Origin of the sequence: Rhizobium sp. FKL33, from assembly GCF_005222915.1 — a bacterium.
Taxonomy (GTDB): Bacteria; Pseudomonadota; Alphaproteobacteria; order Rhizobiales; family Rhizobiaceae; genus Rhizobium_E.
In genome coordinates this window covers 25,665-49,222 of the sequence record NZ_STFX01000016.1, presented here as the reverse complement: position 1 = coordinate 49,222, position 23,558 = coordinate 25,665, and the positions used below count along the sequence as shown (strand labels likewise).

Sequence of the window (23,558 nt, the reverse complement as noted above, 5' to 3'; positions counted from 1 at the left end):
ATCGCTCCGTCTCTGGCAATTTCTCCTATGTCGAGAGGCCTGTCAGAGAATGAAATCGCCCGCATTCATTTCGGCGACGCCGTCCAGTTCGATCGCGAGGTCGAGAATGCGGTCGCCATTGACGTCGCCCAGAACAAAGCCTTCTTCGAAGCGCAACTGACCGGCGACGCCGCTGAAATCTCCGCCGCCGATGAAGCGGAAGGATTGGTTGCCGGATTGTCCCGTTTTCGCGTCGATGCCGGAAAGATCGATTTCGTCGCCCCCACTATGGGTGAAATCGCCGATCACGTCGAAATCGCGCGTGTTCCTGCTGTCGGTCACCGAGACGAAGACGAAGCGATCTTCGCCTGATCCGCCCATAAGGAAGTCTGAGCCGCCCCCGCCAATGAGCATATCATTGCCGGCGAGACCGTTGAGACTATCGCCGTCGCCGAGGCCCCTGAGAACATTGGCGCCGCCCGAACCGATCAGCGTGTCGCTGGAATTGGTCCCCTCGGCATTCTCGATGCCGACAAGGGTTTCCTGGCGGTTCGCGCCGGTCAGGGCAATGCCTTCGGCGAGGCTGAGCGCAATGCCGCCGAGACTGGGATCGTCCGACCTCGGCTTGTAGCTGATCGTGTCTGTTCCAGTCCCGCCATTGAAGACATTGGACCAGCCTTCGGAGAAGAAGGTGTCGTTGCCGGCGTCGCCGAAATAGCGGCTCTTGAAGGTCGAGACGGCGATCTCGTCGGCTCCGTCGCCCGCGCGGACCAGATCGCCGGCTTCGCTGGCGAGGGACGCGAAACCAAGGCCGACATAGGTGTCGGCGCCCGCGCCCAGCCGGATGTCGTTGCCGTCTTCCTTGTGATTGACCACGCCGTCATTGCCCGCGCCGGCGTCGACGAAATTGCCGCCGCCGCGACCGTCGCTCAGGTCGAGAATGATCGTGTCGTTGCCACCCTTGGCGAAAACGCGGATACCGATATCGGCGCCCTGCTCAATGCGGTCGGCTTTGTTGGTGCCGTTGATCGTCTTTCCCATAGCGCCTTCCCCTTGTTTGGCGTTTGCGTATGAGCTGATTTAGCAGATTTTACAAAGCCAAAAGTTCCCAAGGAAACATTCTGAGAAAACGGCGTGTCGTGTCCGACGAAGGTCCATTCGACCATAAAGTTCCTCTCGAACCAGTCCCTCACTCGCATGAGCCTGGAATGTCGAGCCGATAGGTCGTCTTGCCGGGACCATCGGGTAGGACCGGGATCAGATAGACCTTGAGATCGCACTCCTGCACGCGGATGGTCCATTCCTTCGCGCCGTCTTTCCGCGTTCCCGTATTGGAAATCGCTCCGATCGGGGCCTGATGAACTGCGTCTGCCACCTCGCTGCTGCCGAGAATGACGCCGATCTGTTCGACGCTGTCGTAATAGCCGGAAACTGCCGCTTCGGCGGAGCCGCTTCCCAGCGCAGCCGCGATCACGGCCATAATCAGCCTCTTCATGTCTATTCTTTGCTCCCTCAACTGGCTCGCGCCTCTGATGAGCGAGGTCTATCATGACGCAGGCGAATGCGGCTACGGCCATTCAGCGTAGAGCATTTGGTTTCATATGGGTTCAAGCACGTTATGGGCAGTCACGAACATCGTCTGGCGCGCAAACGAAAACGGGGGCGTCGCCGCCCCCATTCACAGTCCTCGTCGTAAATTCAAGCCTCAGCCGCGGAACTGGCCTTTGGCGCGGTTCGGGCGACCGCCGTTCGGTCTGCCACCGTCGCGCTTTGCGCCCTGATGCGGCTTTGCGCCTTCGGGGCGGGCGTCGCCATGCGGGCGACGGTCGCGCTGCTGCGGGCGATCTTCGGAAAGAAGGTTGGCGTCTTCGGCATAGCCGGCGAAGCGCGCAGGGCTATGGCGCGATGCGCCCGGAGCCGGCTTGGCGGCGTCGCGGCGCGGGCCGCGATTGTCGCCGTCGGGACGCGGGCCGCGTCCTTCCGGGCGAGGGCCACGGCTCTCGGGGCGGCGTTCGCCGTTCTGGCCATTGCGGGCGGGACGTCCGTCATGATCGCGCTTGCCTTCCGGACGGCGGTCGCCGCGGGCCGGGCGGTCGCCGGCGACTTCGCTGCGGTCGCGCACGGGGCGGAATTCGCCGCCGTTCAATTCCTCGACCTCGGAGAAGCTGGAGCGCGGCTGGCGCTGCGGACGATCACGACGCGGGCCGCGATCGTTGCGCTGGCCTTCCGGGCTGCGCGGCTTGCGGGCGGGACGGTCGCTCTCGTCGTTCAGATCGATCTCGGCGACTTCGGCGAAACCGCCGCGGGCGATCGCCTGCTCACGGCGTTCGGCGGCCTGCTCGCGGGCTTCGCGCGGACCACGGCTTTCCGGCCGGCGACCGCGATGGCTTTCGCCGCCGCCCTTCTTCTTGCCCTGCCATTCCGGGCGTTCGCCCGAGGCGACCGGCACCGGCTGGCCCATCAGTTTTTCGATGTCATAGAGCATCTTGAGTTCATCGGGCGCGCAGAAGGCGATGGCGATGCCTTCGCGGCCGGCGCGAGCCGTGCGGCCGATGCGGTGGACATAGGTGTCCGGCACGGTCGGAAGATCGTAATTGTAGACATGGCTGACGCCGGGCACGTCGATGCCGCGGGCGGCGACGTCGGTGGCGACCAGCGTGCGGATGTCGCCGTCACGGAAGCCCTTGAGCGCGCGGTCGCGCTGGCCCTGGCTCTTGTTGCCGTGAATGGAAGCGACGGAGAAGCCCGTCTGGTCGAGATGCTTCATCAGCTTCTCGGCGCCATGCTTGGTCTTGCAGAATACCAGGTTCAGGGCATCCTTGCCGTTGGCGCGGAGTTCTTCCTTCAGAAGGGCGGTCTTGTGATCGCGGCCGAGCACGAAATGGACCTTCTGCACCACCTTGTCGGCGGCCTTGCCGGGCGGGGTGACGGACACTTCTTCCGGATCATGCAGGTAATCGCCGGCGAGTTCGGCAATGGCCTGCGGCATGGTGGCCGAGAACAGCATGGTCTGGCGACGCTTGGGCACCAGCTTCACGATCTTCTTGAGGTCATGGACAAAGCCGAGGTCCATCATCTGGTCGGCTTCATCGAGAACGAGATAGCGAACGGCGGACAGGTTGAGCGCGCGGCGATTGCAGAGATCGAGCAGGCGGCCCGGCGTGGCGATCAGGATGTCGACGCCCTTTTCCAGGATCTTCGACTGCACATTGATCGAGGCACCGCCGACGACCGAGGTCTGCTTGAGCGGCGACTTGCGGGTGAACACCTTCAGGCTTTCGCCGATCTGGTTCACGAGTTCGCGGGTGGGAGCGAGGATGAGGGCGCGGCAGGCCTTGGGTTCGGCCTTGACGCCTTCCTTGATCAGGCGGGCGATGATGGGCAGGCCGAAGCCGAGCGTCTTGCCGGTGCCGGTCTGGGCGAGGCCGATGATGTCGCGGCCTTCGAGCGCCAGCGGAATGGCTTTCGCCTGGATCGGCGTGGGGACCGTGAAGCCGGTCTCAGTCAGGGTGTTGAGAAGATATTGCGAGAGGCCAAGCGTTTCGAAGCTGGTCGTAGTGGTCACAGTCAGTCTACCTTTCGGGGGCCAAACAGCTCCGCCGGATAGACATCATTGCCCATCCGGTGCGTCTGGCTCAAGAACCCCGCGTGACATGGGAACTTGTTGTTCGTTTCTGAAATTCGCTTTCCGGCGCATCGAACGCGAGGGCGTTCGAGACCGCGCTTTGCCTTTATTGATCGACGCTCACCGGTTCCCCCGTAACGAGGGCTTTCATCCGTGGTCGTGCGGGCTGCTCACGCGGCACCCTTCAGGGGAAAGCTGGCCTGCATGTCGTGTATTTCGCGGGCAAAGTCAAGGACTGTTTCGCAGATGCGATATGCGCGCGGCGCAGATCGCGGCGTTCTCCGCCGCGATCCCGGTTGTAGTCTTGTCTATCAGAAGTCGGTCGGCACGCCGCCTTCGGCCTTGCGGCGGGCGACGAAGGCGTCGAGTTCCTCCTCGATCGCCGGATCAAGCGCGGGCTGTTCGTAAGCTGCGAGCTTTTCCTTCCAGACGCGGTTGGCATGCTGGAACGTGGTCGGGCTGCCGGCCTCGACCCAGGTCTCGTTGTTGCGCCAGTCCGACAGGATCGGCGAATAGAAGGCGGTTTCATAGCGTGACAGCGTGTGCTGCGTGCCGAAATAGTGGCCGCCCGGTCCGACGTCGCGGATGGCGTCGAGGCCCAGCGCATCGTCGGAAACGTCGAGCGGTTTCAGGAATTCGGCGACCATCTGCAGGAGATCGACGTCGAGAATGAATTTCTCATAGGAGGCCGTCAGACCGCCTTCGGTCCAGCCGGCCGAATGCATGATGAAATTGCCGCCGCCTTCCACCACGCCCCAGAGCGAGAACACCGATTCATAGGCGGCCTGCGCATCGAGCGTGTTTGCCGCATTGGTGTTGGAGGTGCGATAGGGGAAGCCGTAGCGACGGGCGAGCTGGCCGCCGGCGATCACGGCCTTCATATATTCCGGCGTGCCGAAGGCGGGCGCTCCTGTTTTCATGTCGACATTGGAGGTGAAGCCGCCATAGACGGCGGGCGCGCCGCGGCGGACCATCTGGGTAAAGGCGATGCCGCAGAGCGCCTCGGCGTTCTGCTGAACGACGGCGCCGGCGATCGTCACCGGAGCCATGGCGCCGGCGAGTGTGAACGGCGTGAGCACGACCACCTGATTGCGCGACGACATTTCGATGATGCCCTGCAGCATGGGGCCGTCCAGACGCAGCGGCGAAGAGGAATTGATGATGGTGAAAAGCGACGGCTCGCGCTCCATCTGTTCCCAGCTTACGCCGCGACCGATGCGGGCGATCTCCAGCGCGTCTTCGTTGCGCTGCTTGCCGAGCGAATAGGCGTGGAAGGGCTTGTCGGTCAGCTTCACCATGTCGGACAGGCAGTCGAGATGGCGGACGGAAGCATGGATATCAACGGGTTCGACGGGATAGCCGCCGGTGGTGTGGATGATGTCGTAGCACTGGGCGAGCTTGACGAGATTGCGGTAGTCGGCCTGGTTGCCGGTGCGGCGACCGCCATCCATGTCGGAGACGAAAGGCGCCGATGCGATCTGGGCGAAGACGAGATTGTTGCCGCCCATCTTCACATGACGCTGCGGATTGCGGGCATGCAGCGTGAACTCCTTCGGCACGGTGGCGATCATGTCCATGATCAGGCCGCGATCGAAGCGGACGCGTTCGGAACCTTCGGTCACATGCGCGCCATGCGCCTTCATGATCTCGCGCGCTTCGGGCAGCATGATGTCCATGCCGATCTCTTCGAGAACCGTCAGCGAGGCGTTGTGGATGGCTTCCAGCTGGTCGGCGGAGAGAAGTTCGGTGCGCGGCCTGTCGTTGACGAGGTTGAGATAGGAGGGGCCTGCGGAACGGCGCGAGCGATCGGCGCCCCGGCCGCCGGCGCGGCGGCGGCGGCCTTCGCTGGCTGCTTCCTCTTGCATGATGACTGCCTGTGTGCCTTCCGCGCTCATGTCGTTCTCGCTTGTTCTCATTGCCTCACCGGGCGCGAAAGGCGCCGCTCCCGCCGGCTTGATCGAGCCCCGCCGGCTAACGTCCATCATGTCAAAGGCGGCTTTCCGACCCGCTTGTAAAAGCGACAGAAACAACGGGCGGCCTGCCGCGATAAGGCCAGCGCCTGTTCTGCTTGCGGCAGTATTGCCGGCGGCGTGGAACCGCAAATTTCCGTCATCGGCGCGAAAAACCAATATGGTTCATCTCTTATTAAACGGCAGACTGATAGAAATTGGCCATGATTTGCGCCTGGGCCGGAGAACTGTGTGCGGCATTCTGAGGATCCATTGCTGAGGACGGTCTGCGATCGGGTTCTCCAACTCGACGCGCCTGCCTTCGTGAAGGACAGCGAACTCAGATATGTCGTGGTCAACGAGGCCTTTGGCCGCCTTTTCGACGTCAAGACGGAAGAGCTGATCGGGCGCACAGGCCGCGATGTCGGTCTCGACGCCGGTCTTGACCTGCATGACAAGGAGCGCTCCTGCGTCGTGTTCGGTGACGAACAGACCAGCCACTATCTCGATCCCGCCGGCAAGGGTTTCTTCAATGTCGAACTCGAACGCTTCGAGCTGAATGACGGCCGGTTCTTTCTTTATTGTCGGTTCGCGCCGAAGGCGCTTGCGCCGCAGATTGACAAGAAAGTCGAGTTTCAAGCCCGCGCCGCGGCCCTGTCGCTCGGGATGGACATGGGGCAGATCGACTCGATCCTCGACATCCTCGATGTCGGCGTGGTGCTCTGGTCGCCGGATGGCCGGCTCGCCTATGCCAACGAACGGCTCTGGGCCTTCTATGCAGGCATCGAAGGGCTCAAAACCGGCATCAGCTTCCGTGAATTCAGCGGGCGGATGTATGACTATTTCGCTTGCATCTGGCCGGACGCCTATCCACCCGACAACAAGGCCAAGCAGGCTTGGATTGAAACGCGGGTCGAATGGCATTCGCGCGACGTCGCCGCCGATCAGGTTCTGCTTCCCAATGGCCGGCATATCCAGTTCATGAATCGTCGCCTCGCGGACGGTTCCGTACTCGGAATGCGGATCGACGTGACGGATATGAAGCGTCGCGAAGAGCTTCTGGACAAGCATGTTCAGGAGATAAGCCTCTATCGCGAGCTTCTCGATCGTCTGCCCGTTGCGACCTTTGCCCGTGATATCGAGCACAAGCTCGTCTACGCGAACCGACGGTTCAGCGAATTGTGGGGCTCGGAGCCCGGCGACCTCATCGGTCTGACCGAGCACGAGATGTTTCCGCCCGATCGGGCCGATTATCTTGCCGCATGCAATGAACGGACGCTGGTCGAATGCGAGACGATACAGCATGAAATCGATATCCCGGCCCCGGATGGAACCATCCGCGGCATGGCCCGCACCGACCGGATCCGCACTGAACGCGGCCTGACCTATCTTGTCGGCGCAATCACCGACATCACCGGTGTGCGCCAGCGCGAATTGATGTTGGAGGAGGCCTCGCGTAAGACCGCCGATCTCCTCAAGGACATTGAAGACATCATCTCCAACGTCGATGTCGGCATTCTGGTGTTAGATTCGTCGCTCAACATCCAGATGATGAACGACGCCTATCACCGGCATTTGTGGAAGGATATGCCGGCGGAATGGCTTGAAGACATGGTCGGCCTGCCCTTCACCGTTCTGCTGGAGGAAAGCCATCGTCGTCTGGGCATGGAGACGTCTTGGGCGGATTATCGTCGGCAGCGCATGGAGGAAATCCAGGCGTCGCCCATCACGCCGCGCGAAATCGTGCTGCATGACGGCATGCGTTATCTATACTCCAGCATCAATCTGTCGCGCGGCCGGATCATGCTGTGTTACTTCGATGTGACGGACCTGCGCCGACGCGATCGCGAAGTGACCGAGGCACGGGCCGAAGTCGACAATGCCTACAGGCTCATCAAGAACGCCACCGACACAATGCCCCAAGGCGTGTGCGTGATCGAAAATGGAAAAATCGTTTTCGCCAACAGCGCGCTCGCCCAGATATTCGGCGTGCCGCCGGAGGTGGCCGCAGTCGGCAACGACTGGCGTGTCAGCTACGACGCGATTCCGTTCCGTAGCTCCGGCGAGAATCTAGATCTATTGCGGGCTGAAGCGGAAGACGCAGTCGCCAATCACCGCGACCTCACCCGCCGGTACCAGTTGGAAAATGGCCGCTGGTTCAAGACCGAGCTGCGCTGGAGCGGCGACGGTCAGGGCGTGGTGCTCGTCTCCGATCAGACCGGCACCGTAGAGCGCGAGAACGAATTGCAGCGGCTGGTTGCCAAGGCCGAAACCGCCGACAAGGTGAAGTCTGAATTCCTCGCCAATATCGGGGTGGAATTCCGCACGCCGCTCAACGGCATTCTAGGCATGGCCGAATTGCTCGGCAAGTCGCCGCTGGACACCCGGCAGCGCGCCTTCATCGAAATCATCCAGAAATCCGGCAAGGCGTTGATGGCGATCATCAACGACATTATCGAGTTCTCCAAGCTGGATTCGGGGCATATCCAGCTCAAATATGCCGCTTTCAACCCGGCCGAAGCTCTGGACGATGTCGCGACCCTGTTTGCGAGCCGCGCCGCCGAGAAGGATCTCGAACTCATCGTCGAGCGTAAGGGCGAATTGCCGGCCAAGGTGATGGGCGACGCAGGGCGCTTCCGGCAGGTGCTCACCAATCTCATCTCCAACGCCATTCAGTTCACCGAGCGCGGCTATGTGCTCGCCTCTGTGCAGGCGACGCCGGACACTGCCGGCAATGTCATCCTGCAGGTGCGCGTCGAAGACACCGGCGTCGGCATTCCGGCCGACAAGCTCGATACGATCTTCGACAAATTCTCCCAGATCGACCTGTCGATCTCCCGAAGCGCAGGCTCCGGCTTGGGTCTCGCCATCGCCCAGCGTCTCGCGCAGATCCAGGGCGGCGTGATCACGGTGCACAGCGTCGAGGGGATGGGGACGGAATTTTCCTTTGCGCTCCCGGCGCAGGTCGCCGCAGAAAGCCGGCGTCCGGAGCCGCTGTCGGCCGATCTCGCCCAGGCCCGCATCGTCGTCATCGACGATCACGAGCAGACCCGCACCATTCTCTGCGACAACATCGCCAATTGGGGTTTTGAATGCGTCGGCGCGGCCGATGCGTTGACCGGTTATTCCATCATCCGGGCCGCGTCCGAAAGCAGTCTGCCCGTCGATGCGATCGTGGTCGACGAAACCATGCCCGGCGAAAGCGGCTGCGACCTCGTCGAACGGCTGCGGGCCGAACCTGCCTATGCCGGATTGCCGGTCATCATGCTGGCCTCGGGCGAACTCGCCAGCGATGCGCCCGCCGCATCGATTCCGGTCGACGCCTATCTCACCAAGCCTGTGCGCATGCCCATCCTGCGCGCTACGCTGATCGACGTGATCAGGGCGCGGCGCAGCGACGCCGGATCTCCGTCCTTCGCCGTCGAGGCCGACGAGCCGGGTGATGACGGAGATTGCGGGCCGGATGTGCTGGTGATCGAGGACAACGACATCAATCAGATCTTTTTCGATCAGATCCTTTCCGAAGCCGGGCTGAAGCGGCGGATCGTCGGAGATGCGGCTTCGGCCGAAGCGGCCTGGCGCGAAAAACGCCCTGCGCTGGTGCTGATGGACCTGACCTTGCCTGACGCCAGCGGCCAGACTCTGCTGCTGCTTCTGCGCGCGCTTGACGCGGCCCTCTATGGCGGTGACGTCCCGCCGATCATCGGCGTGGTGAGCAGGGGCGACGACGCCTGCCTCAGCGCCTGCATGGCCGACGGCATGGTCGACAGCATCGCCAAGCCGATGACGCCCGACCGCGTGATCGAGAAAATCCGCCAGTATTCGCCCGATCTGCTGGCGCCGATCGAGAAGGACGCCGCCACCGGCTGACGCGACGTTTTCGGCTTTTGCCCCCGGCGGCAAAATGATCTAGGAGTCCTCGCGAGCGCCGAGGACGTCGGCCTGTCGAAGGGGATTGATCATGCTTGTTTTTCTTCTCGGACTCGTCCTGTTTCTCGGTCTGCACCTGCTGCAGGCCATCGCGCCCGGCGTGCGGGACGCGGCGGTGGCCTCGTTGGGTCGACCGACCTACCGCGCCGTGCATTCATTGCTGTCGATCGCAACGCTCTGTCTGCTGATCTACGGCTTTGGCCAGGCGCGGCTGGAAACGGGCGTGCTCTATTATCCGCCGGTCTTCTTCAGCCATATCACGCTGACCCTGATGCTGATTGCGGTGATCGTGCTCGTGTCCAGCTTCCTGCCGGCCGGCTATATCGCGGCGAAGACCAAGCATCCCATGGTGACCTCGGTGAAGATCTGGGCTCTGGCCCATCTTCTCGCCAATGGCGAGACTGTGCAGGTCATCCTGTTCGCCGCCTTCCTCGCCTGGGCGGTTATCGTCCGCATTTCTTATAAGAAGCGCATGGCGCGGGGCGAAGCGCTGCCGCGCCCCTACAAGTCCTGGACCTATGACATCGCCGCCGTCGCCATCGGCCTCGTCGTCTATGGCGCGATCGTGATGAAGCTCCATGCCTTGCTGATCGGCGTTCCCGTGATGGCGATGGGATAAGCGCCGAGATTCTCGGCGTCGCCCCCTTACATTGACGCCGAAATCGGATAGAAGCGGCGTTTGATGCGAAACCCGCGCCAAGACGGAAATCCACGATGACCATGATGAACGACAATGAGAGTTTCATTCGCGAAGTGAACGAGGAGTTGCGCTCTGAACAGATGCGCAGCGTCTGGAAGCGTTTCGCGCCCTTCATCATTGGCGGCGCGGCAATCATCGTTCTCGGGGTCGCGGGCAGCACGACCTGGCAGTGGTGGCAGAGCAAGCAGTCCTCCGCCTCGGGCGACCGCTTCCTGACCGCGCTCAAGGACGCTGGCGACAACCGCGCGGCGGACGCCGAAAAGGAATTGGCCGCCCTTTCCAAGGACGGCTTCGGCGCCTATCCGGTGCTGGCGCGCATGCGTCTGGCCACGCTGAAGGCGGAAAAGAGCGATGTCGCAGGCGCGGTCGCCGATTTCTCGGCGATCGGCAAGGACACCTCCATTCCGGAGCCGATGCGGCATGTGGCGCGGCTGCGCGCCGCGTGGCTTCTGATCGACAGCGGCGATTACGCCAAGGTCGCAGCTGAAGTCGAAGAGCTGGCGACGCCGGCTTCGGCCATGCGTCATGGCGCCCGCGAGGCGCTGGGTCTCGCCGCATACAAGTCCGGTGACTACGCCAAGGCGCGCGACTGGCTGCAGCTGATCGTCGACGACGCGAATGCGCCGGCGGGCGCGGCAAGCCGCGCGCGCACGCTTCTTGCTTTGATCACGGCCAGCGGCAAGCTGTCCTGATCCCAACTATTTTACTTGTCCGGAGCGGTTCATGAGTTTCACAGTGGCTATCGTCGGACGTCCGAATGTCGGCAAATCCACCCTGTTCAATCGGCTGGTGGGCAAGAAGCTGGCGCTCGTCGACGACACGCCCGGGGTGACCCGCGACCGCCGGCCGGGCGACGCCAAATTGATGGATCTGCGCTTCCGGATCATCGATACGGCCGGTCTCGAAGAAGCCGATGAGGAGTCCCTCGAAGGCCGCATGCGCCAGCAGACGGAACTCGCCATCGATGAGGCCGATCTCACGCTGTTCGTGGTCGACGCCAAGATGGGCCTGACGCCTGTCGACAGTACGCTCGCCGAAATGCTGCGCCGTCGCGGCAAGCCGGTGGTGCTGGTCGCCAACAAGTCCGAAGCCCGCGGCTCCGACGCCGGCTTTTATGACGCCTATGGCCTCGGCTTGGGCGAGCCCTGCCCGATTTCGGCCGAACATGGCGAAGGCATGCTCGATCTGCGCGACGCCATCGTCGCGGCGATCGGCGAAGAGCGGGCCTTCGAAGAGGACGATGTCGCCGAAACCGACGTTGTCGTGCCGAGGGAAGATATCGACGACATCGAGGACGATGACTACGAACCCGAATATGACGACACGAAGCCGCTGCGCATTGCGGTCGTCGGTCGTCCGAACGCCGGCAAGTCGACGCTGATCAATCGTTTTCTCGGCGAGGACCGCCTGTTGACCGGCCCGGAAGCCGGCATCACCCGCGATTCCATTTCGGTGGAATGGGACTGGCGCGGCCGCAAGATCAAGATGTTCGACACCGCCGGCATGCGCCGCCGCTCGCGCATCACCGAAAAGCTCGAAAAGCTGTCGGTCGCCGACACGCTGCGCGCCGTGCGCTTCGCCGAAACCGTGATCATCGTCTTCGACGCCACGATCCCGTTCGAGAAGCAGGATCTGCATATCGTCGACTTCGTGATCAAGGAAGGCCGCGCCGCGGTGCTCGCCTTCAACAAATGGGATCTGATCGAGGATCGCCAGGCGGTGCTTGCCGATCTGCGCGAAAAGACCGAGCGGCTCTTGCCGCAGGCGCGCGGCATCCGGGCCATCACCGTTTCCGGCCAGACCGGCGACGGGCTCGACCGGCTGATGCAGGCGGTGGTCGACACCGACAAGATCTGGAACAAGCGCGTTTCCACCGCCAAGCTCAATCGCTGGCTCGATTATCAGACGCAGGGACATCCGCCACCGGCGGTGTCGGGTCGTCGCATTCGCCTGAAATATATGACGCAGGTGAAGTCGCGTCCGCCTGGCTTCATGATCTCCTGCTCGCGTCCCGAAGCCCTGCCGGAAAGCTATACGCGCTATCTGATCAACGGGTTGCGCCAGGATTTCGGCCTGGCCGGCGTGCCCATCCGGATCTTCTACCGGAGCTCCGTGAACCCCTTCGAGGGTAAGAAGAACAAGAGGGACTAAAGACGTCGACCCGACGTCTTCGGCGCGAGGCATGGGAGGCTCTGGCGTGACCGAAACCGGCAAATTCACCGCGCCGTCCCCCGAGGACATCCGCAGCTGGCGGCCTGAGACACGGGCCGTCGATGCAGGGCTTGCGATCGACCCATCGACGGGCGCTATCGCGCCCAATCTCTCTGCATCGGTCAACAATGCGCTACTGCCGGGCGAGGGCGCTTTTTCGGCCGATGGCGTTGAGGATCTGGCTGATCTCCCCTATCTCTATGCCCGTTGGACCAATCCCACCGTGCGGCAGCTGGAAATGCGGGTGGCGGCGCTGGAGAACGCCGAGGCCGCCCTCTGCTCGGCCACCGGCATGGCGGCCATCGCCGGTGTGTTCTTCACCTTCCTGAAAGCGGGCGACCATCTGGTGGTGTCCGATGTCTGCTATGCCGGCGCGACCGAACTCGCCCAGCGCATCCTGCCGGACTACGGCATCGAGGTGACGCCGGTAAACATGTCGCGGCTCGACGAGGTCGAGGCGGCGATCCGGCCCCATACGCGCCTCATCCATTGCGAAAGCCCCTGTAATCCTATTCTGCGGCTCACCGATCTCCGCGGCGTGTCGGCGCTCGCCAGAGAACGGGGGATCAAGGTCTCCGTCGATTCGACCTTCGCGACGCCCGCCGCGACCCGGCCGCTTGATCTCGGCGTCGACCTCGTCATACACTCGCTGACCAAATTCATGAACGGTCATGGCGATGCGCTCGGCGGCGCGGTGGCGGGCTCCAAGGCCGATATCGCCCGCATCCGCGCCCGCGCTGGCGTCTATCTCGGCGCGACGCTGTCGGCGCAAAACGCCTGGCTGATCCTGCGCGGCGTCGATACGCTTTACGCCCGCATGCGGATGATTTCCGAAAGCGCCGCCAAGGTGGCCGCCTATCTTGAAAGCCATCCCGCCATCGAGCGGGTGATCTATCCCGGTCTCGACAGCCATCCGCAAAAGGCGCTGGCCGACAGCCAGTTGGATCTGGCCGGCGGCATGATCGGCTTCCGGGTCAAGAAGGATCGGCAGGCGCAGGCCATGGCGCTCGCTACCCGGTTGAAGATCGCCCACTACGCCTTTTCGCTCGGCCATCAGCGTTCCATCGTGGTGCTGCTCGACACCGAGGCGATGATGACCTCGACCTTCCGTCTCCAAGGCGCCCAGCTCGAAGACTACAGGCGTTTCGCCGGCGACGGGATCTTCCGCCTGTCGATCGGGCTTGAATCGCCCGATGACCTGATCGCGGATTTCGATCAGGCGCTCATCATCTGATGCGCCGGCGCATAGGCCTTTTCGATCTCATCCGGCGGCACGCCGTTGGCGCGCATGACATTTTCCAGGAACTGCCGTGTGGCCGCCTCCCAGGTGTAGGTTTCGGCCAGCGCGCGGGCCGCTTCGCGTGAGCAGTCGAGCGCCTTGAGGCAGGCTTCGCGCAGATCGGAATCGAGCGCGCCAGCTTTCGGATGCCCGCCGAGAATGTCGGCCGGACCGGTCACCGGATAGGCGGCCACCGGCGCGCCGGCGGCCAGCGCCTCCAGAATGACATTGCCGAATGTGTCTGTCTTGGATGGAAAGACGAAGACGTCGGCCTGCGCATAGTGTTCGGCGAGCTCCTGGCCGAATTTTGCGCCGGTGAACAGCGTATCCGGATAGGCCTTCTGCAGCTTTTCGCGCGCCGGGCCGTCGCCGACCACGACTTTCGAGCCGGGCAGGTCGAGCTCAAGGAAGGCTTCGATATTCTTCTCCACTGCGATGCGGCCCACCTGCATGAAGATGGGGCGGGGCAGGCCGAATGGCCGGTCGACGAGCGGCTGCGGCTGGTAGAGGCTATGGTCGATGCCGCGCGACCAGCGCTTGAGATTCTTGAACCCGCGCGCCGTCAGTTCCGCTTCCAGGCTGGCCGTCGCCACCATGCAGACATTCCCCGCATTGTGGAAATTGCGCACCATGCCATAGAGAATGCTGGCGGGGATGGGGATGCGCGCCGTGACATATTCGGGAAAGCGCGTGTGATAGCTGGTGGAGAAGGGCATCTTGTTCTTCAGGCACCATTTGCGGGCATAGAAGCCCAGCGGCCCCTCGGTGGCGATATGAACATAGGAGGGCTGGAACTTGTCGATTTCCTTCTCGACCGTGCGGTACCACGTCAGTGCGATGCGGATCTCGGGATAGGAGGGCAGGGGAATGTTGCGGAAGCGGTCGGGCGTGACCAGCATGATCTCATGGCCCAGCCGTCGCATTTCGTCGATCGTGTTGTCCAGCGAGCGGACAACTCCATTCACCTGCGGATGCCAGGCATCCGTCACAATCGTTATCTTGGCCATTTCGCCTCACAGGCCGGGAGAATCCGGCGTCGCCCGAGTTCTCCGGGCCTTGTGCGACGGGCGTGTTACAGGCGTGTGACGGGCGTGTTAGAGACCCAGAGTTTGCCGCGGGATCAGCGCGCCGCGATGGTGAATAACCTCGGCCGCGACGCGCGCGGCGAAGCGAGCCGCCTCTTCCGGGGCGCAGCCTACGGCGAGCCGGGCGAGATAGCCGCCATTGAAGCTGTCGCCGGCGGAGGTGGTGTCGATGACCGTCTCGACGGGCGCTGCGGGGACATGAATCTGATGATCCCCTGTGGCGATGGTCGCGCCTTTCGCGCCGTCCTTGACCAGCACCGTGTCGACGCCGAGCGACCGGTAGCGCGCCACGGTCGCCGCGACATCCGCGTCGCCGAAATACACGGCTTCGTCGTCGAAGCCCGGCAGGACCAGCGAGGCGACCCGGGCGCCGTCCGTGATGCTCTCACGCATCTCGTCGAGCGAGGCCCAGAGGCGGGGGCGGAGATTGGGGTCGAAAGCCACCAGCTTGCCGGCGGCGCGGGCTTTCGCGACGCTGGTCATCAGGCGCGCGCGGGCGTCAGGCGCAAGGATCGCCAGCGTGATGCCGGAGAAATAGACGATGTCGGAGGCGGATATGGCGGCGTCGAGCGCCGCGTCGTCATCGGCCAGCCGCTTGGCGGCGGAGTTCGATCGCCAGTAGGAAAAAGAGCGTTCGCCATCCTTCAGATGGATCATGTAGAGGCCGGGGCTGAGGCCTGGTAAGCGCCGGATGAAGCCGGTCTCGATGCCGGCGCCTTGCATGAAGCCCTCCATGTCGCTGGAGGCTTCATCGTCGCCGAGCGCGGTGAAATAGGCGACTGACCAGTCTCCCGGCAAAAACGCGCGGGCATACCAGGCGGTGTTGAAGGTGTCGCCGGCGAAGCCCTTGCGGAATGTGTCGCCGCCGAGGCTCGCAAGTTCGATCATGCATTCGCCGATGCACAGCAGTCGCGCCATTTTGACAAAATCCTCCACTAGTCCCGATCGCGGTTTACGGAAGCGGCGGCAGCCGGTAAAGCGTTAAATCGGTTCAAGTTGGATAGAGAGACGGAGACTTTGCATGGCGACATCCGGTCCAATCAAGAAGAGCGGCGCAGACTGGTGGCGCGGCGCGGTCATCTACCAGATCTATCCGCGTTCCTACCAGGCGCCGGACGGATCCGGCAGCGGCACGCTGAAGGGCATTACGCGGCGGCTGCCGCATGTCGCCTCGCTCGGCGTCGACGCCATCTGGCTGTCGCCGTTCTTCAAGTCGCCGATGGCCGATATGGGCTATGACGTCTCCGATTACTGCGATGTCGATCCGCTGTTCGGCACGCTTTCCGATTTCGACGAGATGGTGGCCGAAGCCCATCGGCTCGGCCTCAAGGTGATGGTCGACCAGGTGATCTCGCATTCGTCGGACCAGCATCCCTGGTTCAAGGAAAGCCGCACGAGCCGCGACAATCCCAAGGCCGATTGGTATATCTGGGCCGATCCCAAGCCCGACGGCACCGCGCCCAACAACTGGCTGTCGATCTTCGGCGGTCCGGCCTGGGAATGGGATGGCGTGCGCCGGCAATATTACATGCACAATTTCCTCACCTCGCAGCCAGACCTCAACTTCCACAACCCGGACGTCCAGGACGCGCTGCTCGACACGGTGAAATTCTGGCTCGAGCGCGGCGTCGACGGCTTCCGCCTCGACACCGTCAACTATTATTTCCACGACAAACTGCTGCGCGACAACCCGCCGATGCAGATCCAGGTGGAAGGGGCGGCGCAGGATGCGCCCGACACCAATCCCTACACCTATCAGAACCATCTCTACGACAAGACCCAGCCCGAGAACATCGCCTTCCTGAAGCGTCTCCGGGCGCTGCTCGACCAGTATGAGGATCGCGCCACGGTGGGCGAAGTCGGCGACGGCTATCGTTCGCTGGAGACGGTGGCGGCCTATACCGCCGGCGACGACAAGCTGCATATGTGCTACACGTTCGACCTTCTGTCGCCCGACTTTTCCGCCGCCCATATCCGCAAATGCGTGACGGCGGTCGAGACCCAGGCCTCCAATGGCTGGATCTGCTGGGCCTTCTCCAACCACGACGTTCAACGGCATGTCACCCGCTTCATGCAGCCCGGCGACAGCCAGGACCGCGTCGCCAAGATCGCGCTGACCACGCTTTTGTCGCTGCGCGGCTCGGTCTGCCTGTATCAGGGCGAGGAACTTGGCCTGACCGAAGCCGATATCGCCTATGAGGATCTGCAGGACCCCTATGGCATGCGCTTCTGGCCGGCCTTCAAGGGTCGCGACGGATGCCGCACGCCGATGGTGTGGGAAGCGGGCCAGCTTTATGGCGGCTTCTCGACCGTCAAACCCTGGTTGCCCGTCCCGGAAGAACACCGCATTCGCGCCGTCGACGTCCAGCAGGGGCTTGCCGGCTCGGTGCTGAGCCACTACCGCGACACGCTCGCCTTCCGCGCGAGCCATCCAGCGATGACCGAAGGGGATTTCCACTTCCTGCAGGTCAATCAGGATCTGCTCGCTTTCACCCGCCGCCAGGGCGACCAGGCGCTGCTGTTCGTCTTCAACCTGACGCGCGAGGGCCAGAGCTTCATCGTGCCCGACACCGTGTCGGTGAAGGAGCAACTGGCGCTGCCCGGCTTCAAGCCCGGCTTCGACGGCGGTGTGGTCAAGCTCGACGGGTTCGACGCCTTCTGCGCGACGATCGGGTGAGGTGGGCGCTGAGGGTGGGGCCACCCCCCTCTGGCCTGCCGGCCATCTCCCCCTCAAAGGGGGGGAGATTGGCTGGCCGGATCGTCTTCCGCCACATCAACCGACGTGTTTGCCGCATAGTCCGAGGTCGGTAGAGGGCGAGGCATCGCCGCGCATCAATCTCCTCCCTTGAGGGGGAGGTGCCCGGCAGGGCTGAGGGCGCCTTGTATAACCGACGTGGCGTTCATAAATTTATTGAAGCAATATTGTTAAGTCAGTTTTTCAACAGGACGGAATATGCGGCGAATCACAATCCTTTTTGCCCTCGTCGTCGTTTCCTTTTGCGGCTTGATCTATGCTTTGACCCTTCGCATCGACGAAAGCGTTCCAAAGGATGCGCCCTGCCGCAACGAGGGATTTCTTTTGGCGTCCTGGAAGGGGCAGAATATGATCGAGGTGGAGGAGGCGCCGAACGGCATTATCGTCCGGGTTGTTCGACCGAGAAAAGTGGCCGCCTTTCTGGGGCCGGCGCAGTACAAGGACATTGCGATGGCTGCCGCTTGTTTCGCCGCAGCGAGGGGAGGCATTGTTAAGCTGATGGATGGCGGCATTGAACTGGGTCGGGTCGAGCGCGGCGTTTGGTCGAGCGCTCATCTGAACTGATCAACCTCCAATCCACTGCCTAACATCAAATCACCCCATTTCCGGCGCAATCGGCATTTCCCCTGAACTGCCCGGAATTCCCATGCGACTGAACACCTGCCTCGCTATCGCTGTTGCTCTTTCTGCCGCCCCGGCGCTTGCCGATCCGCCGCATCGGCCCAAGCAGCTGGTGCTGATTTCCTTCGATGGCGCGCATGACAACAGGCTGTGGGAACGGTCGCTGGCGCTGGGGAAACGGACAGGGGCGAAGTTCACTTACTTCCTGTCCTGCACCTATCTCATCAATCCGGCCGATCGGATGAACTATCGCGCCCCGCATCACGCCGCCGGCAAATCGGCGACGGGGTGGGCGCTGACCGTGCCTGAGATCCAGGCGCGGCTCGGACATATCTGGCAGGCGCATCTCGACGGCCACGATATCGGCTCACACGCCTGCGGGCATTTCGACGGCAAGGATTGGACGCGGGCCGACTGGTCGGCCGAGTTTGACGCCTTCGACGATGCGCTTCTCAACGCCTGGGCCCGCAACGGCGTCAAGGACAAGGAGCCGGAGGGTTGGGCAGATTTCGTCCGCACTGACATCACCGGCTTTCGGGCGCCCTATCTCTCGGCCAGCCCGGGTCTCGCGCCGGCGCTCTCCGATCACGGCTTCCGCTTCGACGCGAGCCTCGTGTCCAAGGGGCCGGCGGAGCCGGAGCGCGAAGGCCGCCTGATGCGCTTCGCGCTGCCGCGTATTCCCGAGGGGCCGGAGGGACGGCTGATCATCGGCATGGACTACAATCTCTATGTCCGCCATTCCGGCGGGTTGAATTCGCCCCGCCGCGCCAAGCAATTCGAGGCGCGGACGCTCGCCGCCTTCCGCAACGCCTTCGAGACGCAATATCAAGGCAAGCGCATTCCGCTGCAACTCGGCTTCCATTTCGTCGAGATGAATGGCGGCGCCTATTGGGATGCGCTCGAAACCTTCCTCGGCGAGACCTGCTCCAGAAAAGACGTCGCCTGCGTGAGCTACACGCAGGCGATGGAGATGCGGGGGATGGTCGGGGCGAGCGGGCTTTAAACCTTCTCCTCTCCGCCGGATTCGATGAATTTCTGATCGAGTGAGGGCAGAGGCTCGTCGTTCATGGCGGCTTCGAAGGCGGCCAAACGCTTCTGAATCGATATCAATTCCACCATTGTCGGCCATGAGTTGACAAGATATTGAAGCGAGTTGGTCACCTGTGCAAAAGCAGTTCTCAATTGTTCAAAAAGTCCATAAGTAATTACCGCTGCGCTGATTGATGGTACTAGTATTAACACTGGAAACACGGCGTCTGTCTGGATGTAGAAAAATCTAACGAAGTTGAAGTATCCGTAGTGCCAGAACATCCGGAAATTGTTCCGGCGGATATTGCTGAACAATTCGGTGACAGTGGCTGGTTTGGCGCGAAGTGGATCGTCTTCGCCGTAAACAAGCTCCTTTCTGAATGCTGCTTCAACACGCTGGTTCTGAAATTCAAGACCAGGAAGTTTTATTCCGGTGATCACCATAAGCAGTGTCCCAAAAACCGCCCAAGCGAGCGCCGCGGTAACGAGCGGATAAGGAATTTCCCCCAAAACAGGAAGCGCCTTCACTGGCGTGGACAGCGCATTAAGGAGTGGCAGATAGGCAATCATCGTCATGAATGCATCAATCAAGCTAGTGCCCAATGATTCAACCGTGCGAGAAAAACGCATCGTGTCTTCTTGAATGCGTTGGGAAGCTCCCTCAATGTTCCGGACCCGATCCCAATTTGCATAATAATAGTCATTCATGGCGTTGCGCCATCTAAACAAGTAATGACTTGTCACAAAATTATTGAAAACAACTACAACGACATAAATTGTGGCAAGGTGGAAAAATATTAGTGTGCTGGCATAGAGCGTGGTTTCGCTTACGGTGCTAACGTTTGGTTTAGTCAGTGCTTGTACGATCAGATTATATTGCGGTCCGCGCCAGTACGTTAAAGCAACATTGAGGTCTACGACAAAATAGACCATAAAAACAATTAATGATGACACCCATATTGACCAAAATCGCCACGGATTGTTTTTGTCGACGATTTGCCAAAATCCGCAAAACAAGACGATGGATAAGATAAAGTATCCATAAAAAACAATGGCGTCATTGGTGAAGAAGTATCCTACGCCAATTACTGGTTCAGAGTTGGGTGGTGATAAGGGCAACCCAATAGATGTGGCGATGTTGTTGGCAAACCCGAACCAAATCGCGACACAGACTAGTGTCCATATGACGAGACTGCCGAAGAATTTTTTGGGGGCTGGGAAAAACGAATGGAACACGGTTGCGATACTCCGCTTGCCGGCTTTGCCGGACGTCATTTTCGCGCGACCCTAGTTCAGTTCGATTCCGCTCGCAATGGCGTCAAAGCCGCCTAACGAGAATGTAATTTCCCGGTCAGGTTCCGGTCATGATCGGCGCGCGCCGAAGCGGAAACGCGATCAGCGCCGCAAGCGTCAGTGCGCCCGCGGCCATCAGGCTCGGGATCGTGAAGCCGCCGGTCCATTCGGCGAGGGTTCCGGCCGCCAGCGGGCCGGCGATCTGGCCGAGACCGAAGGCGGCGGTCATCAGCGAGAAGGCGCGGCGGGGGCTTTCGGGGGCGAGATCGCGGGCGAACCTCAGGCCATAGGCGGTGATGACCATGAAGGTCGCCCCCAGGAGCAATCCGCCCAGCAGGGGCGCGATCGGTCCGTGCAGCAGTACGGAGGCCGCCACGCCCAGGGCTTCGAGCGTGAGCGCTGCGAGATAGGCGCCGCCGAGGCCTTGGCGCTGCATCAGCGGTCGCCAGACGATCAGCGACAGCGCCGCAGCACAGCCGGCCAGAAACCAGCTCAGGAATTCGATGCCGGCGCCCATCTGGGCCTGCCTGACCATGGCGACGATGAAGGTGGCGGTGACGACATAGCCGAAGCCGAACAGGCCGTAGGACAGGATCAGGCGGGAGAACGTCGGCGTCCAGGCGAGGCGAGGTTCCCGCGTCTGCGCCGCGGGTCCAAACGCCATCGGCGGCAGATACGTGAAGACCAGAGCGAAAGCCGCGAGGCTCACGAACCCGCCTGCCATCCAATCCAGCCGCCAGGCTCCGGGCGCGATCTGGCCGAGCGCGAAGACCAGCGCCGATGAGGCGGCGATGCCGAGACCGACGCCGCCGAAATGGGCGGACTGGATGCGTTCGCCGCCGGTGCGGGCGGCATGCCCCAGCACGACAGAGCTTGTGAAGATCATCGCAAAGGCGCTGGCGACGCCGGAGAGAAAGCGGATCAGCGTGAAGATCAGGATGTCATCGGTTGCGGCCATCAGCCCCAGCAGCGCGGCGTTGGCGGCGAGCGCCGCAAGCGCCGTCCGCCGCTCCCGACCAGTTGCCCAGTTGAGCGAGGCGAGAAGCGCGCCGGCGAGGTAGCCTGTGAAATTGCCCGCCGCGATCAGGCCCGAAGCGCTGGCGCTGAGGCCAAGCTCCGAGATCATGCCGGGCAGGATGGGCGTGAAGGAAAAGCGTCCGAATCCCATGGCCGCGGCCATCGCGACCGCGCCGGAGAGGGCGGCTGCGCGGGCATAAGGGTCGCCAGCGGCGAAAGACGTGGAGGACATGAGGGCGGACCTGTTGCAGTGCAGCGGATATGGGGCCCATCGCCCAGCCTGACAAATGACAATTTGTGAAGCATGCATAACAATTTCGACGCCTCAAAACGCAGATGGCGGCCGAAGCCGCCATCCTCATTCCGTCGAGCCTTGATCAGGGACGCGCCACCTGGGCGCGGTAGGTGCTGCGATCCGGGCGGATCACCGGGGCGCCATCGAGCGGGAAAGCCGCTTCCACGCCGCGCCAGCCTTCGTCGAGAAACAGCCGGCGGCGGTCTTCGGCGTCGATCGCGTCGTGGCGCGCCAGGATGCGCTTCACTTCGCCTTCGCGATCGTCATGGATGCGGACGGAAACCAACACGCCGCCGCGCTTGACGCTTTCGGCATAAACATGCGCGTGGTCTTCGACCACATCTGCGCCCATCAGGCCGCTCAAAAGGCCCTTGGCGCTGTTGAACACATAGTTGAAGCCAGTCAGTTCTCCCGCTTCTGCGGATCTTGTCTGGTCGAGGCGTTCGGCCTCGCTCTGGCTGGTGATGACGGAAATATCGTCCGAGGCGATGCCGGTCATCTTCAGCGCCGTCACGGTGTCCTGTGCTTGGGCGTAGGCGTCAAAAAGTCCAATCACGGTCTTCATCGGCGTTCCTTTCGTCCTGTTCACGAGGCTTCAGTTGAGATCGATCCGTGGTCTCGCGGCTACCTTTCCTTGTTTGTCCAGGCTGACATCGACGCGTCTTGCGCCCGATGTCGCCACTCCCCTCCACACGCCTTTTGCGTCGAGCCGGAGCTCACCGATGGCCAGGAAACCCATGGCTTCCAGGCGGGCGCGCGCCTGCGCTTGCGTGTATGAACGTGTCCCTTGTTGCAAGCCAGACGCCGGGATCGATCCGGTGGTTTCTTCTCTCGGGGCGAGCGCCTGAGCATTCGCCCCACCGAAGAGTAGCAACGACAAAAGGGCGAGCGCAAGCGGCGCACGGAGAATTGATTCTATCGTCATGAAAACCAAGCTCCCTTTTCACCCTCGGGGCTAACGCGCGCAGCGGGGAGTGGTTCCAGATCGGGAGCCCGTCAATCGACCAGCGTGAGAATCACGGGGCCGGCGCGTGTGGCGACGATGGTGTGCTCGAATTGCACCGTCAGCGCGCGCGGTTCGCTGTAGAGCGTCCAGGGATCGTTGCCGCCTTCGGCCCAATTGGCGCCGAGCGACAGAAAGGGTTCGACGGTGAAGACCTGGCCATTGTCGATCAGGCGGCGCTCCGAGGGGTCTGGCCAGGTGGACAGTTCCGAAGGCTCCTCATGCAGCGAGCGGCCGACGCCGTGGCTGGCGAGGTTCTGGATCAGCGTATAGCGGTTCTTGCGGGCGAACTCGCCGATGGCGTTGCCGATCTTCGCATAGGGCTGGCCGGCGCGGACCTGGTTGATGCCGGTCCACATGGCGCGCTTGCCGTCGCGGCAGAGCTTTTCCGTGCGTGAGGCGATCGGCGCCATGACGAAGGAGGCGCCGGTGTCGGCGAAGAAACCGTCCTTGACGGCGGAAACGTCGATATTGACGAGATCGCCCGGCTTGAGCACCCGCTCTCCCGGAATGCCGTGGGCAACCTCTTCATTGACGCTGATGCAGGTGGCGCCGGGAAACTGGTAACAGGTTTCGGGCGCGGATTGCGCGCCCTCCTGCTGCAGAAGCCGGCGGCCGATCGCGTCGAGTTCCGCCGTCGTCATGCCGGGCTCGATGGCCTCCGACATCTTCTTGAGGGTCAGTCCGCAAATGCGGCCGATCTCTTTCAGCTTCTGCAGTTCCTGATCCGTTTCGACAACCATGCGGGGGTCCTTTCGCCCCTGAGCCTATCGACGCTTCGGAGAAA

At 62.3% G+C, this 23,558-nt stretch carries 19 protein-coding genes; 8 read left to right on the top strand and 11 right to left on the bottom strand.

Going from position 1 to position 23,558, the window contains the following annotated elements; genetic code table 11:
* Positions 1–42 precede the first annotated feature (42 nt).
* From E8Q41_RS09910 to E8Q41_RS09895, 4 genes are all read right to left on the bottom strand, one after another.
* On the bottom strand, positions 43–1,020 hold the full coding sequence (locus tag E8Q41_RS09910; RefSeq protein ID WP_137155375.1) for a calcium-binding protein: 978 nt from the start codon (positions 1,018–1,020) through the stop codon (positions 43–45).
* Between the two features lie 148 nt (positions 1,021–1,168).
* Positions 1,169–1,474, bottom strand: a complete 306-nt coding sequence (locus tag E8Q41_RS09905; RefSeq protein ID WP_137155374.1) for a hypothetical protein — start codon at positions 1,472–1,474, stop codon at positions 1,169–1,171.
* A gap of 210 nt (positions 1,475–1,684) precedes the next feature.
* On the bottom strand, positions 1,685–3,544 hold the full coding sequence (locus E8Q41_RS09900) for a DEAD/DEAH box helicase (RefSeq protein ID WP_137155373.1): 1,860 nt from the start codon (positions 3,542–3,544) through the stop codon (positions 1,685–1,687).
* 371 nt (positions 3,545–3,915) lie between these two features.
* Positions 3,916–5,499 carry a trimethylamine methyltransferase family protein gene (locus E8Q41_RS09895; protein WP_137155372.1) on the bottom strand — a complete coding sequence of 528 codons (1,584 nt, stop codon included), beginning with the start codon at positions 5,497–5,499 and terminating at the stop codon, positions 3,916–3,918.
* Between the two features lie 306 nt (positions 5,500–5,805).
* On the opposite strand from E8Q41_RS09895, the gene E8Q41_RS09890 reads away from it, so the two are divergent.
* The 5 genes from E8Q41_RS09890 (at position 5,806) to E8Q41_RS09870 (ending at position 13,628) form a co-directional block, all read left to right on the top strand.
* Positions 5,806–9,423 (top strand): response regulator, encoded by a 3,618-nt coding sequence (locus E8Q41_RS09890; RefSeq protein WP_137155371.1) that lies wholly within the window; start codon positions 5,806–5,808, stop codon positions 9,421–9,423.
* A gap of 91 nt (positions 9,424–9,514) precedes the next feature.
* Entirely contained in the window at positions 9,515–10,102 is a 588-nt protein-coding gene (locus E8Q41_RS09885) for an NnrU family protein (RefSeq protein ID WP_137155370.1), read from the top strand.
* Between the two features lie 101 nt (positions 10,103–10,203).
* A complete protein-coding gene (locus E8Q41_RS09880; protein WP_137155401.1) occupies positions 10,204–10,875 on the top strand; it encodes a tetratricopeptide repeat protein in 672 nt (223 codons plus the stop codon).
* Positions 10,876–10,906: 31 nt separating this feature from the next.
* A complete protein-coding gene (gene der / locus E8Q41_RS09875; protein ID WP_137155369.1) occupies positions 10,907–12,334 on the top strand; it encodes a ribosome biogenesis GTPase Der in 1,428 nt (475 codons plus the stop codon).
* 46 nt (positions 12,335–12,380) lie between these two features.
* Positions 12,381–13,628 carry an aminotransferase class I/II-fold pyridoxal phosphate-dependent enzyme gene (locus E8Q41_RS09870; protein ID WP_246660148.1) on the top strand — a complete coding sequence of 416 codons (1,248 nt, stop codon included), beginning with the start codon at positions 12,381–12,383 and terminating at the stop codon, positions 13,626–13,628.
* On the opposite strand, the gene E8Q41_RS09865 is transcribed toward E8Q41_RS09870, so the two are convergent.
* Both E8Q41_RS09865 and E8Q41_RS09860 read right to left on the bottom strand, forming a co-directional pair.
* Complete coding sequence (locus E8Q41_RS09865; RefSeq protein ID WP_137155367.1) at positions 13,610–14,680, bottom strand: glycosyltransferase family 1 protein; 1,071 nt, start codon at positions 14,678–14,680, stop codon at positions 13,610–13,612. The two genes, E8Q41_RS09870 and E8Q41_RS09865, sit on opposite strands and share 19 nt — an antisense overlap.
* Positions 14,681–14,767: 87 nt before the next feature.
* The gene (locus E8Q41_RS09860) at positions 14,768–15,676 is read right to left on the bottom strand and encodes a sugar kinase (protein WP_137155366.1); all 909 of its coding nucleotides are present in this window, start codon (positions 15,674–15,676) and stop codon (positions 14,768–14,770) included.
* Positions 15,677–15,779: 103 nt separating this feature from the next.
* On the opposite strand from E8Q41_RS09860, the gene E8Q41_RS09855 reads away from it, so the two are divergent.
* From E8Q41_RS09855 to E8Q41_RS09845, 3 genes are all read left to right on the top strand, one after another.
* Complete coding sequence (locus E8Q41_RS09855; protein WP_137155365.1) at positions 15,780–17,435, top strand: alpha-glucosidase; 1,656 nt, start codon at positions 15,780–15,782, stop codon at positions 17,433–17,435.
* A 426-nt stretch (positions 17,436–17,861) separates the two neighbouring features.
* A complete protein-coding gene (locus E8Q41_RS09850) occupies positions 17,862–18,077 on the top strand; it encodes a hypothetical protein (RefSeq protein ID WP_137155364.1) in 216 nt (71 codons plus the stop codon).
* A gap of 82 nt (positions 18,078–18,159) precedes the next feature.
* Positions 18,160–19,137 (top strand): polysaccharide deacetylase, encoded by a 978-nt coding sequence (locus E8Q41_RS09845; RefSeq protein ID WP_137155363.1) that lies wholly within the window; start codon positions 18,160–18,162, stop codon positions 19,135–19,137.
* Here E8Q41_RS09845 and sbmA read toward each other — a convergent pair.
* The 5 genes from sbmA to map form a co-directional block, all read right to left on the bottom strand.
* Positions 19,134–20,399, bottom strand: coding sequence for a peptide antibiotic transporter SbmA (gene sbmA / locus E8Q41_RS09840; RefSeq protein WP_137155400.1), 1,266 nt, complete (start codon positions 20,397–20,399; stop codon positions 19,134–19,136). The genes E8Q41_RS09845 and sbmA overlap by 4 nt on opposite strands.
* 115 nt (positions 20,400–20,514) lie before the next feature.
* Positions 20,515–21,705 (bottom strand): YbfB/YjiJ family MFS transporter, encoded by a 1,191-nt coding sequence (locus tag E8Q41_RS09835; RefSeq protein WP_137155362.1) that lies wholly within the window; start codon positions 21,703–21,705, stop codon positions 20,515–20,517.
* A 145-nt stretch (positions 21,706–21,850) separates the two neighbouring features.
* Entirely contained in the window at positions 21,851–22,333 is a 483-nt protein-coding gene (locus tag E8Q41_RS09830) for a hypothetical protein (protein WP_137155361.1), read from the bottom strand.
* A 30-nt stretch (positions 22,334–22,363) separates the two neighbouring features.
* Positions 22,364–22,693: a hypothetical protein gene (locus E8Q41_RS09825; RefSeq protein ID WP_246660147.1), complete on the bottom strand. Its 330-nt coding sequence runs from the start codon at positions 22,691–22,693 to the stop codon at positions 22,364–22,366.
* A 71-nt stretch (positions 22,694–22,764) separates the two neighbouring features.
* Positions 22,765–23,514, bottom strand: coding sequence for a type I methionyl aminopeptidase (gene map / locus E8Q41_RS09820; protein ID WP_137155360.1), 750 nt, complete (start codon positions 23,512–23,514; stop codon positions 22,765–22,767).
* Positions 23,515–23,558 lie beyond the last annotated feature (44 nt).

Bases quoted from the DNA above. Each gene is read 5' to 3' on its own strand.
- E8Q41_RS09895 (WP_137155372.1), bottom strand. From the start codon at position 5,499: ATGAGCGCGGAAGGCACACAGGCAGTCATCATGCAAGAGGAAGCAGCC.
- E8Q41_RS09910 (WP_137155375.1), bottom strand. From the start codon at position 1,020: ATGGGAAAGACGATCAACGGCACCAACAAAGCCGACCGCATTGAGCAG.
- E8Q41_RS09850 (WP_137155364.1), top strand. From the start codon at position 17,862: ATGATCGAGGTGGAGGAGGCGCCGAACGGCATTATCGTCCGGGTTGTT.
- map (WP_137155360.1), bottom strand. From the start codon at position 23,514: ATGGTTGTCGAAACGGATCAGGAACTGCAGAAGCTGAAAGAGATCGGC.
- E8Q41_RS09905 (WP_137155374.1), bottom strand. From the start codon at position 1,474: ATGAAGAGGCTGATTATGGCCGTGATCGCGGCTGCGCTGGGAAGCGGC.
- E8Q41_RS09835 (WP_137155362.1), bottom strand. From the start codon at position 21,705: ATGTCCTCCACGTCTTTCGCCGCTGGCGACCCTTATGCCCGCGCAGCC.
- E8Q41_RS09830 (WP_137155361.1), bottom strand. From the start codon at position 22,333: ATGAAGACCGTGATTGGACTTTTTGACGCCTACGCCCAAGCACAGGAC.
- der (WP_137155369.1), top strand. From the start codon at position 10,907: ATGAGTTTCACAGTGGCTATCGTCGGACGTCCGAATGTCGGCAAATCC.
- E8Q41_RS09855 (WP_137155365.1), top strand. From the start codon at position 15,780: ATGGCGACATCCGGTCCAATCAAGAAGAGCGGCGCAGACTGGTGGCGC.
- E8Q41_RS09825 (WP_246660147.1), bottom strand. From the start codon at position 22,693: ATGACGATAGAATCAATTCTCCGTGCGCCGCTTGCGCTCGCCCTTTTG.
- E8Q41_RS09880 (WP_137155401.1), top strand. From the start codon at position 10,204: ATGATGAACGACAATGAGAGTTTCATTCGCGAAGTGAACGAGGAGTTG.
- E8Q41_RS09845 (WP_137155363.1), top strand. From the start codon at position 18,160: ATGCGACTGAACACCTGCCTCGCTATCGCTGTTGCTCTTTCTGCCGCC.
- E8Q41_RS09865 (WP_137155367.1), bottom strand. From the start codon at position 14,680: ATGGCCAAGATAACGATTGTGACGGATGCCTGGCATCCGCAGGTGAAT.
- E8Q41_RS09860 (WP_137155366.1), bottom strand. From the start codon at position 15,676: ATGGCGCGACTGCTGTGCATCGGCGAATGCATGATCGAACTTGCGAGC.
- E8Q41_RS09885 (WP_137155370.1), top strand. From the start codon at position 9,515: ATGCTTGTTTTTCTTCTCGGACTCGTCCTGTTTCTCGGTCTGCACCTG.